1 protein-coding gene is annotated in these 18584 nt (G+C 58.7%); it reads right to left on the bottom strand.

The genetic code is table 11. From position 1 onward, the window contains the following. Positions 1-162: 162 nt before the first annotated feature. Entirely contained in the window at positions 163-18504 is an 18342-nt protein-coding gene (locus HFP54_RS15590) for a tandem-95 repeat protein (protein WP_168565829.1), read from the bottom strand. Positions 18505-18584: the final 80 nt, after the last annotated feature.

Here is an 18584-nt window from a genome sequence, read left to right as displayed (position 1 = left end):
GATTTACGGGGGGGCAATGGCCATTAAGTGAATTTTGGGGAGTTTTCTTTCGCCGAAAGCGTTTGCTTCACGGTCTTGCGCGTATCCGCAAACGAAAAACAGGGGCGTCCGAATGAACTTCGGACGCCCCTGCGTCATGGATCGTCGGGGTGATCGAACGCTTTACAGCAGATCCGCCAACGCAGCATCGATCGCGTCGACCGAATCTTCATCGTCATCGTCGGAAGCGACAGCAATCAAGCCCAACACCGAGTCTTCGACGACGTCGTACTGGGCACTGCCGACGACGCGGTCGGTGACCGTTTCAGTGGTCGCGGCGACGACATCGCCAACCGGTGCCGTGACGGACTGGGCCGAATCGACTCGCAGCGGGGCGACCGAAGCGGATGATTCGCCTTCGCCGGCAACGGATCCGCCGCCGGTGCGATTCAAGTGGTTGATCACCAACAGTGAATCGAACGCGGTGATAAAGCGATCTCCGCTGACGTCATAGTACGGCGGTGGCACGTCGTCGGGTTCGACGGCAATCGGTCCTCCGCCCGCACGTTCCAGTTCGTTGATGATCAACAGAGCGTCAATGGCGGTGATGAAACCGTCGTCGTTGACGTCGTTGAATTCCGTCTGGTTCTGCAACCGGCTGGCGATCACCTGGACGGAAACCAACGCGGTGTTGCTGACAAAACCGGCTTCGTCGGACACGGTGTACTGGAAGCTGTCGTTACCGACGAATCCATCGGCAGGGATGTAGTCCACCGTTCCATCGGTATTGACGCTGACTTGGCCGAACGCCGGTGACGTGACAATCGAAAGACTTTCGGGATCGATCAATCCGTCGTTGTCCACATCGTTGTCAATCAGATCGATGTTGATCGTCTCGTTCCAGTAGGTCACCGCACGATCGTTGTTAGCGATCGGCGCGACGTTCAGACCCAACGTGATCGTCGCCGGCTGGCTTCGCAGACCCGATTCGTCTGCCACGGTGTACGTGAAGGAATCGGTACCGCTGGTTCCCGCAAACGGCGTGTAGATGATCGTACCGTTGGGTCGAACTTCCAGACTTCCAAACGACGGCTGGCTGGTAATTTCAATCGACGACGGGTCGATCGCACCGTCAATGTCGAAGTCATTGACCAATGGCGTGATCACGGTCGGTCCATCTTGATTCAGCGACGGGTTGTCGGGGACCAAGACGGGCGCGTCATTACGACCTTCCACATCAATCGTCACCGTGACCGGTTGGCTGGTCGCACCGGCACTGTCGATCACTTGATAGGTGAAGGTATCGAACAACGTTTGGCCTTCGGCCAATTGCTGCAACAGGCTCGCGTCGGTCGGGTCGTAGGTGATGTCACCGGTGGTGCTGTTGTAAGTCAGCTGTGCACCGTTGGACGTGAACGACGATTCGGGCAAGACCACCGTCAATGTGTCCGTCGGATCGACATCAATGTCGTTTGCCAACAGCACCGACGACGGGATCGTCAGAATCGAATCTTCGTTGTGATCCAGTTCATCGGCGACCGCGATCGGAACATCATTCACCGGAGTGATTGTGATCGTCAGCGTGGTCGAAGCCGCCTCGGCACCATCGGAATCAATCGCTCGCACGGTCAAGTCGACCACACCCGCAGCATCATCGGCCGGAGTGAATTGCAACGTTCCGTCAGGCGATATCTGTGGCAGCGATGCGAACAGCGACTGCGATTGCGTGGGCGTTTCGACGACGAAGCTGACCGTCTGGCTGCTTTCGTCGGCCGGTCCCGGAGAAATATCCGTGGCCCACGGTTCGTTGTAAGCACCGCTGTCTTCATCGACCGTGACATCGGTTCCAGGCGTGTAGGTCGGCGGGTCGTTGACCGGATTGACCGTGATCGTGAAGGTTCGCACCTCCGACGTATCGATACCGCCGTTGTCGGTGCCGCCATCGTCCGTCAGCTTGACTTCGAACGTTGCCGTACCGCTTTGATCATCGGCGGGGGTGAAGACCAGTTCGCCGTTGGTGCCGTTGACCGTTGCGGTGACCGAACCGTTGAACAGGTTCTCGTTGGTCGTGCTGACCTGCGTGATCATGAACGAGACGACTTGTGGATCGACGGTCGCCGTTCCATTGACTTCGTCGCTGGCGCTGGTCGGGCCGGCCTGGACGTTGGTTGCCCAGTCGCTGACCGTCACCGTTCCGGCGTCTTCGTCCACGACGATATCATCGCCCAGGCTGAACTGTGGCGGGTCGTTGATCGGATTGACCGTCAGCAACACGTTACCGGCAGCAATACGCGGATCGTCCACCACCGGACCACCGGCGACAGCCGTCTGGCCGTCGTCGGTCACGGTGTAGATGAAGGAATCAGCACCGGTGAAGTTTTCACGCGGGGTGTACCGCAGGGCAACGACTTCATTGCTGCCGTCCAAGACAGGCGTCAGCGTTCCACCGGCCGCGGTTGCGATCGGATACGGACGTGCCAAGGCCAGCGTTTGATTGCCGCCGACTTCGGGTGCGATGTCAGCCGCTTCGTTGGCCGGTCCGACGACGAATTGGTCCAACATGCCCATCGTGATGCCGTCGCCACCGACCGGAATTTCGATCGATCCGTCTTCGTCCACCATGTAGGACAACGGTTGATTCGGATCCACTAACATCGGCGGGTCGTTGATCGGCAAGATTTCGATCGTCAACGTCATCGCGGCCGACCGGTTGATGTCACCACGGCTGGGATCGTCGGCACCATCGTCGAACAGCACGACGTCGAAATCAAAGCTGCCGAACACGTCGGCGGCCGGCTGGAAGACCAGGTCGCCACCGGCGGAAATCATTGGGGCTTCGCTGAAGAAGTCCGCCATGTCCGCGGTGTTGAAGTCCAGTGGCGTCAATTCGAAGAACACGTTCTGGCCGCTGATCGCGTCGATTTCATCAAACGCGGTCACAGGCGATGCCGCGGCAATGCCGGTCGCGAAGTTGTTGAACACACGACGTGTGCTGTCTTCTTCGACCTGGACCAAGCCCTGCGGAAGATTGAACTGCGGCGCGTCGTTGACTGGGTTCAAGACCAACAAGACGGTGTTGCTTGCGGTCAGCCGGTCCTCCACCAACATTCCCTGATCCAGCGAATAGGTTTCGCCGCCATTGGGATTGTCGTCGATGACGTCATAGGTGAACTGGTCGAACTGGACCACATCGGAATTCAAATCAACCGGTGGGACGTAGTTGAAGCCGATGATTTGCCCGCCGTCGGCAACCGGCGTCAACGTGCCGCCACGTGCGGTCGTCAAATCAATCCGATCCAATTCCAAAATCTGGTTACCACCGGGCAGATTCGCCAACTCGTTGGGCGGGCCGGCGACAAAGACGTCCATCAGACCGATTCGGGCGTATCCGGCGGCAGAGCCGTCTTGCTGAAGCGGAATGAAGAAGCTGTCGGAATTCGGGTCGGCCGAATTGTCTTCGCTCAGGGTGTAGGTGATCGAACCATCGACCGCCGACACGCTGTACTGATCGTCCGGACCGGCCATGTCCGACTGGCCGGCGACCGACGGATCGATCTGCGGCGGATCGTTGACCGGCTGGACCACCACGGTGACCGTCGTCGTCAGGTCGACAATGCCGTCGCTGACTTGGATCACATACTCCGCGGTGCCGTAGGCGTTGGGTGCCGGGTCGACGATCAAATCGCCGTCTTGGGTGATCTGCGTCGCCGTCTGCATCAGTCCCGGCGTTTCGGTCACACCGACGATCGACAACGTCACCGTCTGGTTGGCCAATTCGTCTTCCGCAGTGGGAGGACCGGCGGCCGCATTGGTGATGACGCCGGGAATCGTGATCGTGTCGTCCGCGACGTCACGTTCCAGCAATTCCAACATCGTTTGTGCATCGAACACCGGATCGTCGTTGACCGGTTGCACGTCGATCGTCACCGTCGCGGTCGGGGAAGCGGCCAAGACCGCATCACCCACCATTTCTTGGGTGCCCAAGCGATAGGTGAAAGTGTCCGTGCCGTTGAAGTCCTGGTTCGGTGTGTAGCGGAACGTTCCGGAAAACGGATCGATCATCTCCACCACCCCGTTGGCCGGCTGGTCGACGATGAACGCACCGACGGGCAACAATTGCGTGTCCAGGTTGGTGTCGTTGATCAGCAAGCCGGACGCTTGGTCGGTGATCTCCAACGTGTTGTCTTCGTCCAACATGCCCAGATAGGAATCGTCCACGGGCATCGCCGGTGCGATCGATCGCACGGAGACTTCATAGTCTTCGACTTCGCCACCGACGCTAACGCCGTCCGGCCCCAGGTTGCCGCTGTCGCTGACACGCAGACGCATCCAAGTTTCGCCTTCGATGGCTGTCATCGGGACTTGAACGGTCAGCGAATTGACACCGGTGGTCACAGGTTCGCTGCGGAAGATCTGTTCGCCGTCGTCATTGAAGTCGCCGTCGGCGTTGAAATCGATCCATCCGTCCAACAAGCCCGTTCCGGTGACCGTGATGGCGATCGGCGTACCGGCCGAGTCGGCCTTGTTCAAGAATCCGACGACTTCATCCGCGGTCAACGTGCCGCTGGATCCCGGCGTCGCAAAGACCGTCAACACGTCGCCGTTGAGGGCGGTGAAGGTTCCCGTTGATACACCGTCTTCGTCGTCAATTGCAGTCAGACTGAAGATCGCATCATCGGGATCGCCGATGCTGCCGACGACGGATCCGCCGAACGAATCCAGTTGTCCGCGGATCACCGTGAACGTCTTCGTCGCAATGCTGCTAAGCGATTCACCGTCGGCAAAGACAACCGGCAGGTTATTGCCCGTCGGGTTATCGACCACGCGGATGAATTCCAACGTGAAAACCGTGCCGTCGATATTGACAGTCAATGTTTCGCGTCCGGCGGGTGCTTGTACCAATTCCATTTCGGTTGTTCCGTCACCCAGATCGGTGATCGCGAACAACGAATCGGACTGCGTCACCGCCACCGGCAAACGATCATCGTCGGCACCCGGCGATGGCTGGCCATCCGGTTCGCTGTCGATCAACGATCCCAAGATGACCGAGGTCGTGTTGGTCAAAGCGTGACGTGCACCGTTGACGTCCAACATCGTCGGATAGGACAGGCCGCCCGATTGCGGCGCGTCGCCGAAGTCGAATTTGACTTCGGGCATGATGATCGTGAATCGCGTTTCCTGGTTGTCCCGGTTCGGCGCTACCGGATTGCCGGCAAGATCCGAAACTGCGGGAACAATCGATGCCACGTCGACCGGCTGGCCGTCGGAACCGATACCAATGATCGATTCGGTTTGGCTGAACAGAATCGTTCCGCCACCGGGCGAGAACGTTTCGCTGTCCAGCGGCGACAAACGCACCGCTTCGACCAGCGTGGCGGCGACCGCCAGCGGACTGAAATCGGCCGTCGGCAAGAACCGGACCGGGATCGCGCCACCACTGACACCGTCAACCACCAACGCACTGGTGCCGACGTCGACCGATGCGGACACCTGCGACTGACCGGCCGGCGGGATCGCGGCCTGTTCACCCAGTGCAATCACATTACCGTTGGCGGTCGGTGAAAGCGTTCCGGTGAATGCGATGCCGATTTCGCTGGCGATGACCGACGCGATTTCGTTGGCCGTCGCCGCCGCATCGAAGGTCACCAAACGGTTGGCGGACGTCGCGTTCGGATCGGTGTTCAACTGGAACGTTTCGGACAAAGTTCCGTTGGTCACGGTGAAGGTTTGACCGTTGACCGCCGAACCCGTCGTACCCGAGGGAACGGTGATCATCAGCGATCCCGTGACACCGGCCATGCCGATCGTCTGGATCGCAATGTTGCCGATCGACAAGCTGTCTTGGGCGGTTCCGCCCAACAGGATCGATCCGTCGCCGATAGCCTGGGCACCGTCCAGTCCCAAAGGCTGGGCGGCAACGACCGCGGCAATCTTGGCCGCCATTTCGTCGGGCGTATCGGTTCGTTCCAAGCGGACCGCAACGTTGGTGCCGGCGACCGGATCATCGTCAAAGGTCAGTTCGAAGTTGACCGTGTTGCCGTTGCCGGTGTAGCTGAAGATATCGCCGTCTTCGACCGCTTGGTCGGAACCAAAGATCGTCAACCCGGCAACCGTTCCGCTGATCGCATGGTTCGACGTGAAGCCCAACTGGATATCACTTTGACCGACCGCCACCGGGGCGATGTCCAACATCGAGATGATCGCGGGATCTGACAAAGCCGCAAGGATCGCGTCACGCACGCCGACCACGGTACCAGCGGTGGAGATGTCGATTTCCACGTTGCCGGTTTGTACCGCACCGGCTTTGTTGAACTCAAATCGCTGGCTGGTGCCATCGGGTGCCGTGATGGTGAAGAAATCACCGTCTTGGAAATCGGCCGGTGCGCCGACCGACACCGATTTCGGCGTTGGAATATTCAGCACATACCCGGATTCGAACTCAAAGACCGACTCGTTGCCCGACGCATCGGTGATGACCAACTGGTCGCCATCGGTGATCTGATTTCCGGCGGGCGCGTCGTAGGCGATCCGTTCGCTATTGTTCAGCGTGATTTCATAGACCGCATCGGGATTCCACAATCCGGCCAACGGGGTCAAACGAATCGTACGACTGTTGTCGCTGTAGCCGAACGTAAAGTCGACTCCCGGGATCAGCCGGCGACCGTTTTCGGTCAACAGCACGCTTTCCTCGGTGATGGTTGCTCCATCGGGACCGGTGCCGTTTTCATCCAGCAACTGCAGCTCAAAGAACTCAACCGTTCCCATCGCCAAGCGAACGAATGATTCGTCGGGGTCACCATCACCATCGGGGACGATCGAACCGATCGCGTCTTGCGGCGTGGTCAATACTGCGATGGGTCGCGTCGAATCCGACCGGTCGATTGCACCACGATCGATGAACACGTTGCCACCGACACCGCCCGGCGACGAGACCGTCGGGTCATCGATACGGGGCTGGCCATAGGCGTCAAAGCCCGGGGCGATGATGGGCGACGGCGAAATGCCCGACGGTTCCTTGACCGTCAAGAACAAATCGCTGCGGTCGGCCAATTCGGCCACCGAACTGTCGATGATCTGCGATCCCATTGCCGGGATGTAGATTTCACGGGCCGGGTCGGCAAAGACCGGCGTGCCCGACGGGATCACGATCGACTGCGCCGACAGCGGAACCGTCGCGTTGTTCCCGTTGTCTTGGAAAGCGTTCGCACCGATCACCGTGCCGGCGTTTTCGCTGGAAGCGTCGACGTCGATACCGGTCGCAAAGTTCGTCACGACATTGTTCAGCAAGGTCGGCGCGGCGGAGCTTTCCACCGTGATGCCGCTGCCGCTGCCGTTTCCGACAACCGTGTTGTTGACGATGCGTCCGTAAGAAACCGGTGCGGGGCTTTGACCCGCATTCTGGGTTCCGCCGGCGAACAAGATGCCGCCGACACCACTGTCGTAGACGACGTTGTTGGTCAAAACAGCGCCGGGAATTTGCGATTCCGGATTGACGTTTCGACGGAGTGCCGCCGATCCCGGTCGCGCCAGATCATCGGCCGCTCCACCGGCAACCTGTGCTTGGCCACGATCGCCCGCGGTCGCGCTGATGCCGTAGTTGGCTGAATGGCTGATGAAGTTGCCGCTGATCAGGATTTGCCCCTGATCGCGCTCTCGATTCTCGTCCGTTTGACCGGTCTGGTAGTCGACGATCAAGACGTCGCGATCGGGAATCAGATCGTTGGTCGCGGCATGCGGGCGAACCGTCAACGCGTATTCGCCACCAACCACGTCGACGCTCGCCACCTGGATGTCGTAGTAGCCATCGGCGGGCGCCGTAAACGTCAAGAACACGCCCTGCTGTGATTCGCCCGGAGCGAATCCTGAATTGGCAGACGCCAGTAACGTTTCATCGCCGTCGAAGACGGACAATTCAGCCGAAAAGAACGAATTGTCTTTCGTGTACCCAAAGGTATCCAAATCGATGTCGATCACTTGGTTCATCGACAAATAGATGCGAACACTGTCGGTGTCCAAAACCGGCGTGGCTCCGAAGGCGGTCGCATTGATCGCTTCGTCGACACGATCACCAATTTTGCCAGTGGCGACCAAGACATCGGTATCGCCATCGACGTATCCCGAAACGGCCGAACGTGCCAGTGAATCACCCACAGTGACGTAGGTCACCGTTTGCGTGTCGTGGTCGACCATCGGCATCGTGCGTGATGTCGCACGACCTTGATAGGTTTCCTCGGCCACCAGATCCATGCGGATGAATCGGCCACCGCCCGGGTTGACCTGGATGTCTTCGCCGAACAATTCGACCCGATTTCCGGTCGTGATGCTTTCACCCGGAACGTTGTTGCTGTCGTCGCTGTCATAGGTCGCCGCGACGATGTCCAAGACCTCTTGCACCTGTGGCGAATTGATCGCATTGCGAATGGCAACGGCGATGTACTGTGGTTCGTCTTCGCTGGCGTCGAACACCACACGAACATTTCCGTCGGCGATGCCAGGCTGCAGAACGTCGTCGAATTCAAAGGTCAGCGAATTGGTACCGTCGTACAGCACGAACGTGTCACCGTCCTGCAGATACTGGCCCGCTTGGGTGAACAGTGTCACCGCGCCTTCGGTCAAACGGTCGTTGGTATCAAAACTGCGTCCGGTTCCAGCGGGCGTTGTCAATCCCAACGCGACAGCAGCGTCGGTGGGCACGCCGAACTCGTCAGAGGCGCGGATTTCCAGCGAGTATTCACCGACCAAAATCTCATTGGGTCGTTCCGGCTGGGTCGAACCACGTGTGGTTTCCGGGTTGTTGATGAAGTCAAAGACGTTCGTTGGTGCATCCAGGACCATTTCACCGCGTTCGGCGAACCCGATGATGATGTCGTCGATGTAAACACCTTCGACTTCATTGTTAGCCGCCCCCTGCGATCGAATCTGATTGGTCGCAGTGAAACTGGTGGAAACGGTTTCACCGAATTCGTCACCGGGCAGCGCGGTGCTAAGCCCGTACGGTCCGACACTACTGAACGAGGTCTGGAAAATACGAATCCGATCGCCACCGACCAACGCATATTGGTCAATCGTTGCTTTGCTGATGCCGTCGTCGGCGGTCACCGCGCCGAAGCCTTCGGCGATCGAAATCCGCAATTGGTCGGCGACCGCGAAGCTGTTCATGGTCGAATCAAGCTGAACCGCGATCGCGCCGGGTACTGAAGGCGAGAACGAAACAATTGCGGATCCCGCTTGGACCGAAGCCGAGCGACCATAGATCAAGTACAGCACATTGCCGGTGCTTTGCACGGCCTGGAACTGCGGATCAATGACCTCCCACAGGGCTTCTGCGATGTCCGCACCGGTGTCGGTTGGCAAGAACAGGACCTCATTGGGTCCCGCCATGGTCATGCCATCGTCTAACACAAACGTGATCGTTTGGGCGTTGGCCGCGGTCGGATCGTTCTTGGCAACCAGGGTGATAGTTTCACCATCGACCAATCGATCACCACCGGGCAACGTGATTGGCACAACACTGGTGTCGACGTCATCGGTATCCAAGGCCGTATAGAACGGATCAGTGGAAATGAAAGCGACTGGTGGGTCTGTCAGTCCGAGATCCGGGGCGGGATCTACCACAACATTGACGCCCAAGCCATCCGGCGACTGATAGGCGTTGATATCAGCGCCACGCAAGAGCTGAATGACTTGGTCGAACAGGTCGGCACCCGTTTGACTGTCGTCAAAGTAGACCAGATTGAAAGCAGTGGGAGGAATTTGGCCTTGTTCGACGAACGTCAGAGTTGCGAAGTCCGTTCCGTCGCTGACCAACAATTGTTCGCCGGAGCGAAGATCCACCGCATCAGGAATTTGAATCTGCAGACGGCTGTCGGTATCCGTGACGGTTGCATACGTGAACTGTGAATCTTCGTCCTGAGTGATCGACGTGGCGAAAACTGAAACGGTATCACCGTCAAGAATTGCACCAAGCTCACCGGTCACATCCAGACCATTGATCGCGTTGAACAGTCGTTCTGCGACTAGAAGTTCATCGCCATTTTGCTTGTAGACGACTCCCGGCTGATTAAACGGAAAATCATCGTCTTGAAAATCGATGACATACTCTGTCCCTGAAGGACCGGTGATCCGCAAGAATTCGTCATTGTTGATATCCGCAGCCGGATCGGCAGGGATTTGAACCGTCATTCTGCCTTCGCTAACGGTCAATGGATCGACCACAACGATCTTCGTGGTCGACGGGTTCACAGTTACCGTCACTGGTTGCGTAAAGACCACTCGTTCCGCATCCAGGTAGGCTCCCGTCTCAAACGGTAGGGCTGCATAGATCGCAGATGCAATGTCCTCGGCGGTTTCTGTGCCGTCAAAGATGATTTCGCCAGTCGCACCAGTGCTTTCGGCTGCAGTCACGAAAGTGATCGTCGTCGTATTGCCACCGATGGAAACATCAATCGACTCGCCACTGGCCAGTCGTTCGCCGCTGGCCGCAACAATTGAATCGAACGTGTTATCCAACTTGACGGTCGTGTTCAGCCCGATCGGGGCGTTGCCCACCGGGACGACGTTCGTCGCCGCCAACAAACTGACGCGACCACCACCATCGTTGTACGGACGCAACAGTTTCGGCAGTCCGGCGACAACGGCTTGAGCCACCTCGTCGGCGGTCGATGTCGGCAGGAAGACGATTTCACCCGGCAACGGGTCGGTTGCCAGCGGGCCTTCACGGAACGTCGCAGTGACATTCCCAGTTGGGCTTTGAACGATGAACTGATCTCCATCGGTCAGTTGTGAACCATCCGGAACGATGATGTCTTGGCCGACGATGTTTTCCAGCACGACCGTTTCGGTGCCGATACCGGTTTGCGTCGTGGCGACCACCGTGCTGTTGTCCGGGATTTCGTCGCCCGGCACGGCCACCAGTTCGACCGAACCCGCGTGAGCACGCATCGTTCCGTCGGTGCTGAAATCAAATCGCAGCCGAACATTCTCGTTGCCGGCCAGCGGCGAAATGTCGATGCGAGCCTGACGCCAGGTTCCGCTGTCGTCAAAGATCTCTTGAACGGGAATCCCCGAGGTCGCGAAGTAGTCGTACTCATCGACCCCCGAGGCACTTCGATAATTGTCGTTGGTCGCCAACAAGTGCCAAACGCCATCGTCACCGGAAGCGAACACGCGAAGTGCATCGTTCTGGTTGCGAGAGTTCGGAACGTAATCATCGTCCGCTTCCACTTCCAAGAAGTAATTGAAGTAGACGGTCGGCTTGTCGTTGCTGCTGTAACCTTCCAGGCTGAACGCATTGGAGATGATCGTGCCGTGAGATCCACCGGGTGCCAATTGCCCCAGCGGGTCACCCTCGGGACGTTCCAGCGTGTTGTTGGCTTGGTTATTGTCGATTTCAAAGCCGTAATAGAAACTATTGCCGGCATTGTTAACTTGCAGACGGCTGTTGTCGTACGGCGCGTCGCTGAAGCCGTGACCGCCATCGTTGCGTCGGTCGGTCGTCGTGTGCCAGGGTGCCGCTTCCAGCGTGCTGAAAGCCAGACCGGTCGTGGTCGGGGATGCGATGCCCGTGGTCGTCACCAACGGAACCGCGCTGCGTCCGTTGTAGAAGACGTATGACGGTACCAGTGACTGTGTCACGGAATCCAATTCAAAGGCATACAACCATCCATCGGCGGTGGTGGCAAACAGCACATTACGCAGTTCACCATTCGCAACACCCCGAGGTCCGAATTCCAATCCCGAAAACGTCAGCGTGGTGACGCCATGTTCCGGATGCGGTTCCAGTTGACCGTAGTACTCGGTCGGGATGACTTCGTTGTACCCGACAAGGTCGCCGAACAATGCGGGCTGATTGACGGTGTAGTCAAAGACGTGAACGCCACCGTTGTCGGTGACCGCGACCATTTCGGTAGACGGACCGTCGGGCAAATAATCGACCCCGGTGATGATCCCGCCATCGCCGTTATTCCCCAGATAGTTGCCGGTATCCACGATCCCCATCTCCGGACGGTTTTCCGCGGCACCGTATCGGATGTTGTATGGCGATTGTCCGTACTGGATGTCTTGACCATTGAGTGAACCCCGCCGTGTCGCTTGTCCCGAGGTCGTCTGCATCAGATACAGAATGTTTTCGGTCGCACCCACGGGAATGGTGGGGTCGCGAGCAATGCGTCGGTTACCAATCGCAACGAAACGATCATTTTGATTGATCGCCGCGGTGTTATTGATGCTGCCGTTGCCCAGACCATTGTCATTGGCTCGGAACGCCATCGCTTCGACGATGAACGTTGAATCGTCGCTGTTTTGGCCGGTGTCGACTTCGACGCCGTTACCGCCCTGGTTGGTGCGATAGAAGGTCAGGCTATCGTCACCAATGTTGGTTTCCGATGCATCGGTCGTACTGATCCGCAGATAGTTACCGATGTTGCCCGATTGATAATTGCTGCCTTCTGGCGGATCCGTCGTGTAGGTGTAAAGGGTTCCGTCGCGACGCATCGCGATGTCACCGTGTGCCTGATCCCAGTCGCCGATCAACCGATCAAGCGTTCCAGTGAACGGGTTGAACGAAACCAGCGTGCTGTCTTCTTGACCGCCACCGATGTTGCTTTCTAAACCGACGAACAGCCGGACATCTTCCAGCGAATATTCGACGATGGGCGAGTCACCAATTCCACCGGTATTGAACAGAGGAACGACCGGTTCATCAGCTGTCCAGCCGAGCGTGCCGTCCAGATTGTCATCGGCGATTCGCCGCAGCGAATTGATCGGCTGCAACCGCACGTTGGTGTGGGCCGAATCGGGATCGAAGAACTGTCCCAGAGCCTCTGGCACCGCCGACGCGTTACTGACGACGACGTAATAGGTGCCTTCGGGCAATTCAACAGGACCAATGTAGGCATCGGCGGTTCCCGCCGAACCGGCGGTCAGGTTTTCAGTGTCGACGCCCGCGGTGGGTTGCCCCTGGTCATCGGCAACGTTGCTGTCGCGGCTGTGCAGGATCAGACGACCGGTGGAATCATAGACCGCCAACGACGTGTTGACGCGGCCCAAACCATCGGCATAGTCGATGTCGAAAGTGGCTTGAACAAACCGCTGTTCGCTGTTGAAGACGTCCGGTTCCAGTTGCTGGTTGAACAAGTCGACTTGATAGACGTCCAAATCGTTGACGCGCGCGGCGGCGGTGACGTTTTGGCTGTTACCGATTTCACCATTGACGACCAACGATCCGCGATCGGACGTCATCAGGTTGCCCAGTTGGTCGGCGATCGCAGGGCTCCAGTTCAGCACCGTCGCGTTGGCGTCATAGCCTCGGCCGCCGCCCGTGTAGACCAATGATTCGCTGGCATCACCGGCCAAGGGCGAATGCAGCGGCGCGCCGCTGACGGTGATCGCGTCGGTTGCATAGCGGATGTCGGCCAACTGGATCGTTGAACCGGCAATCTCGTCGGCTTCACGCAATCGGATCGACAGTTGGTATTGTCCCGACGACTTTCCGTCGGCGGTGCGAACGCGAACGTAGTAGCTGTTGGTCGTGCTGGCCGAACCGTCCAAGACGACGCGGAATCCGGCGTCCAGAATGTTCGGAGATTCCGTTTGGCCCGTGCCGCTGCGATAAAGCGGTTCGACGGCACTTTCAGGCAGAATGCTGAACAGCTGCGACGGATCGCTGATTTCTTCGAACGAGTTGTCACTGCTGGCCAAGACGCGATTGTTCACATCAATCAGCTCGACAACCGTGTCCAGTCCGAACGTGGTGTCATCGATGTCGATGAAGACTTCGGTGCCACCGGCGGCATCAAATCGGTAGACGTCTTGATCATCTGGATTGGCCAATGCACCCCGGATGTTGAATCCCAACCGGGCGGTTTCATCGCCTGATTTTTCGTCACGTGCCAGCAACCCGACGACTTGCGCGTCATTGGCTGCGGCGTTGTCGTTGATCGCCGCATCGATCGCACGTTCACTTTCGGTGATGAAGGCGACGTTGCGATCGTTGACGTACGATTCCAGTTGCAAGCCGATCCAGTCGCCAGGTGCCGGCGTTGCGGCCGCATTGTCCGTATCGGTTTGCGCGATTCCGGCCGGCGTGAACCCGGCACCGACGGTGTCATCGGCCAGCGAGGTCATGATGACGGGGAATCCGCCTTGCCCCAAGACTTGCAACGTTCCGCCGACGCGATCGGTGATGTCCAGCGGCCGTCCGCTGCCGACCAACGTGCCGTTGGGGCCGAACTTCACCACCAGACTTTGGTTCGCGTCACTCTTCAGCCGCAGTCCGCTGCGGATGTGATGCGTCATGCTGATGATTTCACCGTTGACGATGTGGACGATATCGGTGTCGTCCCAAACGCTTTCGGTGGTCAAGATCTCGCTGCGAACCAACAAGCCGTTCAAACCGTTATCGGCCAGGCGGTTGCCATCGATCAGCGGGCCTTGGTTGTCATGATCGCTATCGACGATGTCGACCGGGCCCGTCGATCGACCGTGATCCAAACGATCGGTGTAGTCCAGGGCGTCCGGGTTGATGCTGATCGCGGCACCTTCGTTATCGATGATCGTGTTCGACACGATGATCGGCTGGCTGCCGCGAACAAAGATGGTCGATTCATCATTGAATCCACGACCGTTGCGTGTGCTGCTGGTGGTGAACCCGTCGGCATTGTCGCGGATGGTCGAATGAGCGATCCGGACGTCAGCTTGAAGAATTTCGATCGGGTTGAAATCGACCACGTCGCCGGCGACCAACGACAGACCACCGCCGTAGGCGACTTGCGCGTAATCCAGGCTGGCCGATGCGTCTTGGCGGAACACCAAGCCGGACCAATCGCCCGGCTGGGGTGTCAGCATGCTGCCGTCGTTGTTGCTGTCGAACGTACCGCCGGCACCGTAGGTATCATCGGCGCGGCTGGTGAAGATCACTTCGCGGCCGTCAACGCCTTCGGCAATGAAATCGGCGCCGAAGGTGGCTTCGATACGTGCGCCCAGCATCTTGACCACGATGCCCGGATCAACCGCCAATCGGGCGTCGAATCGTGGCAACAGCGTTGTGTCGTTCATGCCGTTACCCGGCAGGACACCACCACGGGTTTCGCCGGTATCCAAGAACGACGTGGTCCCGCGATCCAACGAGGCCACGAATTCATATTCCATGGTGCCCGGATTCAACCGATACAAACGGCGTCCGGCGAATGACGACGGCGCGGTCGGCAGATTGCGAATCTCAATTGCACCGCCCGCATCGGCCACTGCCATCACGGTCGGCAAACTGGCCAACGATTCGGTGCCGTCGGCGGTCACATAGGTGACGCGATAGTCATATGCGGTCCCATCAACCAGGGTTCCGCCGGTGGTTTGCGTCAACGTCACGTTCAAGACGTCGGGGCGGTTTTCCAGCAGTTGCGGTCCACCGGGTTGCCCTTGAATCAACAGCGATTGCGACAGCAGGTGAACGATGTCGGTGTCGTCCAAGCGTCCGCTGACGGTCATCGGTTCGGTTTGACCGCCGGCAGGTGTATCAATGCGAATGTTCAATCCGTTGAACGTGTTGTCCAGCAACAGGTTGCCCGACAATTCCGGACCGACACGGTCATAGTCGCTGGTGAAGCGATCGACGCGTTGGAAAATCGGACCGTGGAAATTGGTTTCCAGGAAGCTGTCCGGATCCGCGCTCATCGCGGCGTCGGCGGCAAACTGGATCGTGTTGTAGATCAACGTCGGCCGGCTTTCCAACATCGTGAACGTGTTGACGACCGGACGGCTGGCCGAAACGCTGCCCCCGCCGTACTTCATATCGGCGTGCGAAGCGTAATCCAGGAAGATACCTTCGTTTTCCCAAACCGGTCGGCCTTCGCTGTAATCAAAGTCGTTGCGGAATTCGATGCCGGCCCAGTTGCCAGGTTGTGGGCTGGTCGGCAACGGATTGGTGTCCACGCCGATCGATTCATCGTTGTACGCGGTGAAGAACACGTTGCCCGCAGCGTCCAACAACGGTTGCCCGTCATCGTCGGTCGGCAACGGAGTTCCCAAAATCTGCAGCGACGCCAGCGAACGGTCTTCGTCCACCGATTCACTGCCCACGCTGATCTTGGCCGATTGCAATTTCAAAATCGCACCGGCGTCGATCATCACCGTGACGCCTTGAGGGACCTCAAATTCCGATCCGTCACGCAGCACCGAGTTGTTCGTGCCGCCGCGACCGATTTCGTAGGTCACATTGTCGTCGACGGTTTGGATCAGGTTGTCCGCACCACCGTTGGGCAATAGACGCACGATGTCGCCAGGCCGTGCCGCATCGAATGCTGCGCTGATCGTTTGCAACGGCGCGCCCAACGTTCCGTTGTTCGTGTCACGTCCCAGCTTGTCGACGTAAATCACGCGAGCTTCATCGGCCGCCGGGCTGGCGGTATCGCGTGCGGTTTGGAACCAGAAATTGAAATCACCACCGGCGACGCCGTCCGCGTCCCCGTCCAATTCCGTCCCGGTCGTGTCCGTGATCGTGGTCCCGCCCTGGCCTTGGAACGTGACCCGCAATTCGTAACGACCTTCGCTCAGTCCGCCCAGACCGCTGTTGGCGACTTCGCCGTTGTAGTTTTCGTTACCCGCGGCGCTGACACCAACGATGTAATCGCCCGCTTCGACGTCCAAAGCGATGTAGCTGTCGTTGCTGAAGAAGTCGCCGTTCTGCGCGACCAGTTCATACGCACCGGTGGCCGGATCGACACGGTACAGTTGCAGGTGAGTGTCCAGCAGGCTGCTGCCGTCCAACCGTTGGGCAAATGTTTCAATGCGGACTTCGCCGTCGACGTTGGCGCTGAACGAATAGAAATCGACGTCGTTGCTTTCCGGTCGGTGCAACGCCTGGCCCAAGCTGACATCGCTTTGGCTAAGGAATTCCGGTTCGACAGGAAGATTCGGATAGAAATCGCTGAAAGTCGTCGACCGAACTTCGTCCGGCGACGAACCGCCCGCGCCGACCCCTTCGGGCAGATGGAACAGGTGACCGATGCCCAACAGGTTGCCGACGCCGCGAACCGCTTCGACAAAGAAACTGGGACGTGCATCGGGAGACAAACCGTAATCATCGAACCATGATTCGGCACCGTCGAAGACCAACACGCCACGCGACGGATCGGCTTCGTTGACACGGAACAGACTGTACGACGTGTCCGGGCCGCTGCCCGTTTCGGCGTTGATGATGATGGCCCGCAAGTCACCGGTGACGATCTGCAGACCGCTGTCTTCGGTTTCGATGAACTGCACGCCCATGCGTTCGCTGTACAGATCCAAGACTTCGCGGATCCGTTGCTTCTGCGCTTCGGTGATCGCGTTGTTTCGCTGTTGACCTTGCGGGTTCAAACCATACAGGTCAGCGAAGTTGTATTCAAAGACATCGATCCCGGTATTGGTGTCGATTCGACCGACGATTTCAGGGTCACGACGCGTGTCGCGGCTGCCGACCGTGTCGCCGGCGGCGGGCCATGACGGCATGATGTCGTTGGCTTGGATGATCGCGGCATCGGATACCACGACGCTGCCGGTGCCGGTACCAAAGTTCACGCCCAGCGACGTCGCGCCGCTGAACAAATCACCGGCATCAGCACTGCCGTCGACCGGGGTCGGCGCGGCAGGCAACGGTTCGCCGCTGCCGATTCGCAGACGATACGTTGCCGATCCGTTGTTGGCGGCCGCATCGGTCAATTCGCTCAGGTCATCGCTGAACGTCAGCACGGCGCGATTCAGCAACGGGTCGTATTCCACCGACGTCGGCAAGGTGACCGAATCATCGGTGTTCTCCACCGTGTCGGACGTGAAAATCAGCTTGTAGAACTGCGGATTGACCACCGGCAGCCCACTGGTGGCGCTGTTGACCGGTCCGCCGGCAGGATTCGACAGTGGGTCTTCGTTGAAATAGACGTGGATTTGGTCGCGGTGTTGGACGCGCGATGCACCGACGCCTTCGATCGGTTGCGGGACCACGGCGGTGACGCGGGGACCGACTTCCACTTCAAAGCGGATTTCTTCCATCGGCCGCAGGGTGTCCAGCGGATCGTTGGGCTGGAACAACACGCCGTCGGTATTACGCAAGCCCACGATGCCGGCGTTGGTGTCGTCGAAGCCGGCGATTTCAATCTTATAGATGTCATCGGGCAACGTTTCGGCGAACCGGGCCACGACGATACGGCTGCCACCGTCATCGGCGAATCCGACATAGCCGGGCGTGATCGGCGTGTCCTCGGCGTCAAACGATCCGTCACCGCCGGACGGGATGAAGCGAATCGCGCTGAGCGTGGACGAATCCAATTCTTGTCCGCCGTCAAAGCGGAACGTCAGCTCGCTGGGGGCAACCGACAGGACGTTGTTGTCGTCCAGTTCGAAGTTTTCGCCGCTGTTGGCCGCGACCGCGACCAAACGGGGTGCCGCTTCGCCAAGGTCGGCCGCCAACAATTGACGCTTTTCCAACGTCTGGTGGGCAAGTCGGCGGGAAGGGCGACGGAAGGCAGATTTCTTGACGTTTCTTCGTACGGTCATGGTGACCCGGTCCGCGGAGCTGAAGAAAAGGATGGGGAATAATGCAGGGACCCGAGCGTCGGGATTCGTCCCGACGCTCG

The sequence above is a fragment of the Crateriforma spongiae genome, assembly GCF_012290005.1.
Lineage (GTDB): Bacteria > Planctomycetota > Planctomycetia > Pirellulales > Pirellulaceae > Crateriforma > Crateriforma spongiae.
Note: the sequence above shows the minus strand (reverse complement) of the source record. Positions and strands in the feature narration are given on the sequence as shown.